We start from the raw sequence: 8,277 nt of genomic DNA on the forward strand, positions 1-8,277 counted from the left end.
TCTCTATCCCAATATTACGACGAGCGCGGTAGGAAAGACAAGCATTGGAGTTGGGAGTTGCATCCAGCCCCGATTCTCCGATATTCTTGGCATGACGGATCGAACCGCTAAAGCCGCCTTTGACGCCATCCAGAAACCCTATATAAGGAAGGATAATTTCAAATGAACGAACAACGCCAGCCGGTCTCCGAGGGAGATCTGGTCCGATTCACGTACAAAACGGGAACCTACGCCGGCAGGGTGGCCGAGACCGGATCGCCTCGCTGCGTAGTCGAGACGCTGGCCGTGCTGCGCCATCCCGACCAGGGAGACCTTCATCATCCCTACGATCCGGACGTGCCGATGTTCCATGAGCGCCGCGCCTTGTCGCACCGGGAGAAAGCGCTCGTCCTGCACCGCGACATGGAGCCGTTCCCGGGAAGCGAGATTCCGGATTACAAGGATTCGCTGGCTGCAGCGGTGCGCCTCTCGCTCGGCGAGCTGGAGCGTCTGGAGCGCTGGTCGGCCCGCGCGCGGGAGACGCTGCAGGATGTGGCGAAGGACTACAGTCTTTAGGAAGCGGCCCAGCCGATTTTTCAGCGGGAATGAATCTCCTTTTCTGCGAAGCCTTTCGCCTTATGCGGCGGAAGGTTTTTTTCCATCTCCATCCAAATGCATAAAGCGAATAAAAATGGTCTTCATTCGCGGCTGCGTCAGGGTAGAGCGTTTTCATTTGTCGCAAAAGGGCGTCGATTCGGACAATTTGCATGTCTATACATGTCTTTGTTTACTCAGAGTTAACATTCCAAGTGATGTTATTGGGAGGGAACGGCTTGCCTCAAACTTGTTGTACCCAACTGGACCGGCGATGTGATACGATGAATGCAGAATCGACGCTGTACTGTGCAAAAGCGGCCGCCTGGCGCTCCCAAACCCTTGCCTGACAAGGCGTTCGGGCGATAATGAACGATATTAATAATCAGGTTTATAAAAAGAATTACATTGATATGCCCCGTTCAGGATGATAAAATCAACGAATAACTATCGTTTCCGGAGTGTATTTCCGCTTCCTGAGCTCCATGCCGTGACCGATTATTTCTGCCAAGTTAACAACTGGACAGCCAAGCTTGAATATGAATTCGTATGCATTTTTATACATTTCGGCCGCCTTCATCCGAACCGTATACGGAGGATCTTCTGCCTGCTGTCCGTTCTTATATCTATCCTCCGACAGAAAGGTTGCATCCGATGAACAGGAAAATGACTGGATTGCCGCCGAAACAAGGCCTCTACGATCCGCAGTTCGAAAAAGACGCTTGCGGCATGGGATTTGTGGCGAACATCAAGGGAGTACCGTCCCATACCATCATACGCCAGGCGCTTACCGTCCTGGAGAACATGGAACACCGCGGCGGCCAGGGCAGCGAGCCCAACACCGGCGACGGCGCAGGCATCCTGCTGCAGATCCCGCACGGCTTCTTCAAGCGCGAGCTGTCCGCCCAAGGCATCCAGCTCCCGGCTGAAGGCGCTTATGCGGTCGGCATGCTCTTCCTGCCGCAGGACCCGTCCGTGCGGGAACGGCTTGAGAACAAGCTGGAGTCCATCATCGCCGAGGAAGGCCAGTCGCTGATCGGCTGGCGCACCGTGCCGACCGACGACAGGAAGCTCGGAGAATCGGCCCGCAAGGCGATGCCTTTCGTCCGCCAGGTGTTCATCGCGCGCAGCGCGGAGCTCTCGGAAGAGCTGGCATTCGAGCGCAAGCTCTATGTGATCCGCAAGCGCGCCGAGCTGGCGATCCGCTATGCCGGCGAAGAAGGCGGAGACATGTTCTATTTCCCGTCCCTCTCCAGCAAGAAGATCGTGTACAAAGGCATGCTGACGACGGAGCAGGTCCGCTCCTTCTATGTGGAGCTCAATGACGAAGCGATGGAGACGGCGCTTGCGCTCGTCCATTCCCGCTTCAGCACGAACACGTTCCCGAGCTGGGAGCGCGCCCACCCGTACCGCTACCTGATCCACAACGGCGAGATCAACACGCTGCGCGGCAACGTCAACTGGATGCATGCCCGCCAGTCGCTGTTCGCCTCCGAGCTGTTCGGAGAGGATCTGGACAAGATCAAGCCGATCATCAATCCGGACGGCTCCGATACGGCGATGTTCGACAATACGCTGGAGTTCCTGTACCTGGCCGGCAGATCCCTGCCGCATGCGGCGATGATGATGGTGCCGGAGCCTTGGTCCAACCACGAGGACATGAGCGACGACAAAAAAGCGTTCTACGAATACCACAGCTGCCTGATGGAGCCGTGGGACGGCCCTGCCGCGATGGGGTTCACGGACGGCACGCAGATCGGAGCGATCCTCGACCGCAACGGCCTTCGCCCGGCACGCTACTATGTGACCAAGGACGATGTCATCATCCTCGGCTCCGAAGCGGGCACCGTGCACGTCGAGCCGGAGAATATCCTTTACAAGGACCGCCTTCGTCCAGGCCGCATGCTGCTCGTCGACACCAAGGAAGGCCGGATCATATCCGACGAAGAGGTCAAGGCGGGCATTATTGCGGAGAACCCGTACCGCGAATGGCTCGACGAGAATCTCATCAGCCTCGCCGATCTGCCGGATGCCCCGGAGCTGCCGGAGCTCGAGCATGCGACGGTGCAGCAGCGCCAGCAATCGTTCGGCTATACGTTCGAGGATCTGCGCAAGGTTCTGGAGCCGATGGCTTCGAGCGGCGTGGAGCCGATCGGCTCGATGGGCTACGACGCACCGCTGGCCGTCCTGTCCGAACGTCCGCAGCGTCTCTACAATTACTTCAAGCAATTGTTCGCCCAGGTCACCAATCCGCCGATCGACGCCATCCGCGAGGAGATCATCACGGCGACCGGCACCTCGCTCGGTCCGGAACGCAACCTGCTGAAGCCGGAGCCGGAGAGCGCTCGCCAGATCCGTCTGGATTCGCCTATCCTCTCCAACGAGGACTTCGCCAAGCTGCGCCATGTGCGCCGCCCGGGCTTCAAGTCCATCACGCTGCCGATCTTCTTCCCGGCCGACGGCGGAGAGGAAGGACTGCGCAAGGCGCTGGACACGATGTGCGAGGCGGCTGACCGCGTCATCGCCAAGGGCCACAACGTCCTCATTTTGTCCGACTTCGGCTCGGATCGCGACAATTGCCCGATTCCGGCGCTGCTCGCGGTGTCTTGCCTGCATCACCATCTCATCCGCAACGAAACGCGGACCCGCGTCAGCCTCCTGCTGGAATCCGGCGAGCCGCGCGAGGTGCACCACTTCGCGCTGCTGCTCGGCTACGGCGTGAGCGCGATCAATCCGTACCTGGCGTTCGAGACGCTCGACGACATGATCCGCCAGGGCATGCTGCGCGGCGTCACGCATGAGAAGGCCGTGAAGAACTTCATCAAGGCCGCCACCAAGGGCGTTCTGAAGATTTTGTCCAAGATGGGCATTTCCACGATCCAATCCTACCGCGGAGCCCAGATCTTCGAGGCGGTCGGCCTGAAGGAAGACCTCGTCGACAAGTACTTCACCTGGACGCCGTCGCGCATCGGCGGCATCGGCCTGGACATCATCGCCGAGGAGACGCTGAAGCACCACAACCGCGCCTACGCCGAGCAGGAAGGCGCCGAGAAGGAGCTCGACTCCGGCGGCGAGTACCAGTGGCGCAAGGACGGGGAGGACCATCTGTTCAGCCCGCAGACGATCCATACGCTGCAGATGGCTTCCCGCTCGAACGACTACAAGCTGTACAAGAAGTTCTCGGAGCTCGTGCAGGGCGAGGACCGCAAGTTCCTGACGCTGCGCTCGCTGCTCGACTTCAAGAAGGACCGTACCCCGGTGCCGCTCGAGGAAGTCGATTCCGTGGAGAAGATCATGAGCCGCTTCAAATCCGGCGCGATGTCCTTCGGCTCCATCAGCAAGGAAGCGCATGAGAGCCTGGCCATCGCGATGAACCGCATCGGCGGCAAGTCCAATACGGGCGAGGGCGGCGAGGATCCGGCACGCTTCATTCCGGATGCCAACGGCGATTCCCGGCGGAGCGCCATCAAGCAGGTCGCTTCGGGCCGCTTCGGCGTCACGAGCAACTACCTGGTCAACGCCGACGAGATCCAGATCAAGATGGCGCAGGGCGCCAAGCCGGGCGAGGGCGGACAGCTTCCGGGACGCAAGGTCTATCCTTGGGTCGCCGAGGTTCGCGGCTCCACTCCAGGCGTCGGCCTCATCTCGCCGCCGCCGCATCATGACATCTACTCCATCGAGGATCTTGCGGAGCTGATCCATGATCTCAAGAACGCCAACCCGCGCGCCCGCATCAACGTCAAGCTCGTATCCGAGGTCGGCGTCGGCACGATCGCGGCCGGCGTCGCCAAGGGCCGCGCGGACGTCATTCTCGTCAGCGGTTATGACGGAGGCACGGGAGCTTCTCCGATGAACTCCATGCGCCACGCGGGCCTGCCATGGGAGCTCGGACTTGCCGAGACGCATCAGACGCTCATGCTCAACAACCTGCGCGACCGCGTCGTCGTGGAGACCGACGGCAAGATCATGAACGGCCGCGACCTCGCGATCGCCGCTCTGCTGGGCGCCGAGGAGTTCGGCTTCTCGACCGCTCCGCTCGTCGTGCTCGGCTGCGTCATGATGCGCGTCTGCCAGCTGGATACATGCCCGGTCGGCGTCGCGACGCAGAATCCGGAGCTGCGCAGCAAGTTCATGGGCGATCCGTCCCATGTCGTGAACTACATGACGTTCGTCGCCCAGGAAATGCGCGAGTACATGGCGGAGCTCGGCTTCCGCACGGTCAATGAAATGGTCGGCCGCGTGGATCTGCTGGAGTCCAAGGAACTGATCCATCATTACAAGCTGCGCGGCATCGATCTGACGCCGCTCCTGCATATCCCGGAAGTGCCTCATGGCGCATCCCGCCACAACGTGCAGCAGCAGAACCACGGGCTCGAAGAGACGCTCGACATGCAGAGCCTGCTGCCGGCTGCGGCGCCGGCGCTTGAGCGCGGCGAGCGGGTGCAAGCCTCGTTCCAGGTCGGCAACACGAACCGCGTCATCGGCACGATACTGGGCAGCGAGGTCACCCGCCGCTACGGAGCCAAGGGGCTGCCGGAAGACACGATCAGCCTTCGCTTCACCGGCTCTGCCGGCCAGAGCTTCGGCGCGTTCGTGCCGAAGGGCATTACGCTTACGCTCGAAGGGGATTCCAACGACTACGTCGGCAAAGGCCTCTCGGGCGGCAAGATCATCGTCGCTCCATCGCCGAAGGCGACCTTCAAGGCGGAGGATAACGTCATCATCGGCAACACCGCCTTCTACGGCGCTACCGGCGGCGAGGCTTACATCCGCGGCATCGCCGGAGAGCGCTTCGCGGTAAGGAACAGCGGCGTGAAGGTCGTTGTCGAGGGTACAGGCGACCACGGATGCGAATACATGACAGGCGGACGCGTCGTCGTGCTGGGGGGCACGGGACGGAACTTCGCGGCCGGCATGTCAGGCGGCGTGGCGTATGTGCTCGATGAGCAGCGCACCTTCTACAAGCAAGTGAACCTGGAGATGGTCCTGCTGGAGAGAGTCGAGGCCGAGGAAGACATCGCGGAGCTCCGCTCCCTGATCGAAGCCCATGTCTCGTACACCGGCAGCGCCGTAGGCGAGCGCCTGCTCGCGGACTGGGAGCAGTCTCTGAACAGCTTCGTCCGCGTCATTCCGAAGGATTACAAGCGCATGCTGGAGCAGATCCGCATAGCGGAAGAGGAAGGCGGCCTGGAGGGCGAGCATGCTCTTCTGGCAGCTTTTGAAGCCAATATGCGCGAGCTTGCGCGTGTAGGCGGCAACTAATCGAAATAAACAAGGGGGCTGTCATTAATGACAGCCCCCTTGTTCAATATATCAACTGAAGCGTTTATTGCAACAAGCTTAAAGATTCCTTTTCTTAATTGATAAACCCGACGTAGTTCAGGAACCGTTTCAGCATGACAGCCGCCTGTGCCCGGGTCGCATATTCCGATGGCGCAAAGTTTCCGTTGTCCATCCCCTCGATAATGCCTGCACCCGCAATTTGGTCAACTGCTGCCTGCGCCCAGTAGGATATCGATGAGTAATCCGCGAACTTGGCAAGCTTTTGATCTGCTTGACCCGAAGGTGTCCCTTGTTGATCCACCGCGCCTGCTTGGTTGCCTGCGAGCGTTGACGCTCTGGCGATCATGACCGCCATCTGCTCGCGGGTAATCTGGTCATTCGGAGCAAACCGATCCGAAGCGATGCCGCTTGCCAACCCGGCCTTCACTGCTGCTTCTACCGCAGCCGCGTACCATGCATCAGCAGCTACATCCGTGAATCGGGAGTTGATTGCGCTTGGATCCGTGGACAACCCCAGCGCGCGAACAAGTAGAGCGGTAAACTCGGCCCGCGTGACACTTGCGGTAGGGGCGAAACGGCTGTCGGCTACGCCTTGTACGATCAGCTTCGACGCCAGCAATTCTACGTCTCCCTTTGACCAGTGCCCGCTCAGGTCGGCAAATGTCCTTCCTTGTACGTCAATAACGGTGTATATACTGTTGTGCGGCACGTTCATGACGACTTCCCGTTTGCCGTCCGCTCTTGATGCCAGAAGAGAGGGGACGAAAGAGACGGTTTTTGTCGCTGGATCATAAAGAACGGCTATCAGGTTATGATCCGCAGCATCTTCGTCCAGCACAATCGCCCGGGCCATATAGGTGCCGCCGAAATCACGGATTTCCAGCGTTTGACCGTTCGCTTCAACGGTCACTTTGAAATCGATCACATTGCCGAATAGCTTGAACCTTTGAGAGGCGCCGATTTGTTCGATTTCCTTTTTGAGCTGATCGTCTGCTTGTTTCAGGATGACATTCACTTTCAGGTCCTTTACCTGCACGCCGAGACGTTTCGCCAGACTATCCAGATCGAGGACGCTGACCCGCAGCTGAAAGCTTGAGCCGTTCACTTTCACATTAATGATCGCATCGGGAAAAGACTTGGTTATGGCCGCATTCAAAGCAGCCGGGAGCTGCACCTGTACGGCCTGCTCCGTGTCATTAATTTCGATCGTTACGATCCGCATGCCGGCTTCTTTCAGCTTTTCCAAAATTGAATTCAACACATTTTCCGGGATAATCACTTTCTCGATAACCGTACCGTCTGGCAACGTTTCCTTCACGATTTCCGCCGGATCGACATGAAGCGTGATCCCGCCGTCCGGATTTAGCGTGATATTTGGCACAGGAGAGGCAATGGGCTGAATGGTCGTATTGCCGCCGGATGTGCCTGGACGCGGCGTGTTGTCCAGTCTGAAGCGATTCGACACGGAGTTTACCGTATTGCCGGCCGTGTCCTGAGCTTGTATATGCAGATACCAGTCCCCGTTGACACCGTCCTTGGTCAGTACAGATCCATTCGTGAACGGTGTCCAGCCCGATGCCGGAACCGTCGTATCCGCTGACCATACATATTGCAGAGTGGAGACATCAATGCCGCTGCCGCCGCTGTCGGTTACCGTCACGGATGTCGAGGCGGCATTCGCCCATGTCTCGCTGCCATTCGCGCTGAGGCTGACGGAAGGAGCCGTCAGGTCGATGTTCACCGCCAGCAGAGCCGATAAGGTATTGCCAGCCGTATCGGTTACATTGAACGTGATCGGATGCGTTCCTTCGTGAGCGAACGGTATCGGAGTCCGGTTCGTATAAGCTTGTGCCGAGCCTCCGTCCAAAGAATAGGTAAGCGCAGAAATTCCGCTTAAGCCTGCTTCCGCGAAGACGCTCACGGAGACGCTCCCGTTCGTCCACACGCCGCTCGTATAGACGCTTCCGTCTGCTTTCGTCAGCGTCGGCGTCAGCCTCAACCCGCTTGTGCTGATCTTCACCGTGCGCTGTTCAACCGTTTCGTTGCCCGCCGAATCGACAGCCTTGAATAACAGCGGGTAAACACCGTCATTATCCAACACGATAGGGGCGGTATAGCCGCTCCATGTTGCTCCTCCATCGAGCGAATACGTGATCAAAGCTCCGTTGCTAACATCCGGGACGACTGCGCTCACGGTGACGTTCTGATTCGTCCACGTGTTGTCCAGGTAGGGCTTCGTACCGGCAGTCGTCATCGTAATGTTCATCGACGGTCCCGTGTGGTCCAGTCTGAAGCGATTCGACACGGAGTTTACCGTATTGCCGGCCGTGTCCTGAGCTTGTATATGCAGATACCAGTCCCCGTTGACACCGTCCTTGGTCAGTACAGATCCATTCGTGAACGGTGCCCAGCCCGATGCCG

3 protein-coding genes are annotated in these 8,277 nt (G+C 59.0%); 2 read left to right on the forward strand and 1 reads right to left on the reverse strand.

Annotation, left to right across the window (positions count from 1 at the left end; genetic code table 11):
* The first annotated feature begins 162 nt into the window (after positions 1 to 162).
* Both kapB and gltB read left to right on the forward strand, forming a co-directional pair.
* Complete coding sequence (gene kapB, locus ACLBWT_RS09060) at positions 163 to 555, forward strand: sporulation phosphorelay system protein KapB (RefSeq protein WP_447662727.1); 393 nt, start codon at positions 163 to 165, stop codon at positions 553 to 555.
* Positions 556 to 1,227: 672 nt separating this feature from the next.
* Complete coding sequence (gltB, locus tag ACLBWT_RS09065) at positions 1,228 to 5,835, forward strand: glutamate synthase large subunit (RefSeq protein ID WP_447662728.1); 4,608 nt, start codon at positions 1,228 to 1,230, stop codon at positions 5,833 to 5,835.
* 94 nt (positions 5,836 to 5,929) lie between these two features.
* Here gltB and ACLBWT_RS09070 read toward each other — a convergent pair.
* On the reverse strand, positions 5,930 to 8,277 hold a 2,348-nt coding region (locus ACLBWT_RS09070; RefSeq protein ID WP_447662729.1), incomplete at its 5' end, for an S-layer homology domain-containing protein.

It is taken from the genome of Paenibacillus sp. D51F, from assembly GCF_053345695.1.

Bases quoted from the DNA above. Each gene is read 5' to 3' on its own strand.
- gltB (WP_447662728.1), top strand. From the start codon at position 1,228: ATGAACAGGAAAATGACTGGATTGCCGCCGAAACAAGGCCTCTACGAT.
- kapB (WP_447662727.1), top strand. From the start codon at position 163: ATGAACGAACAACGCCAGCCGGTCTCCGAGGGAGATCTGGTCCGATTC.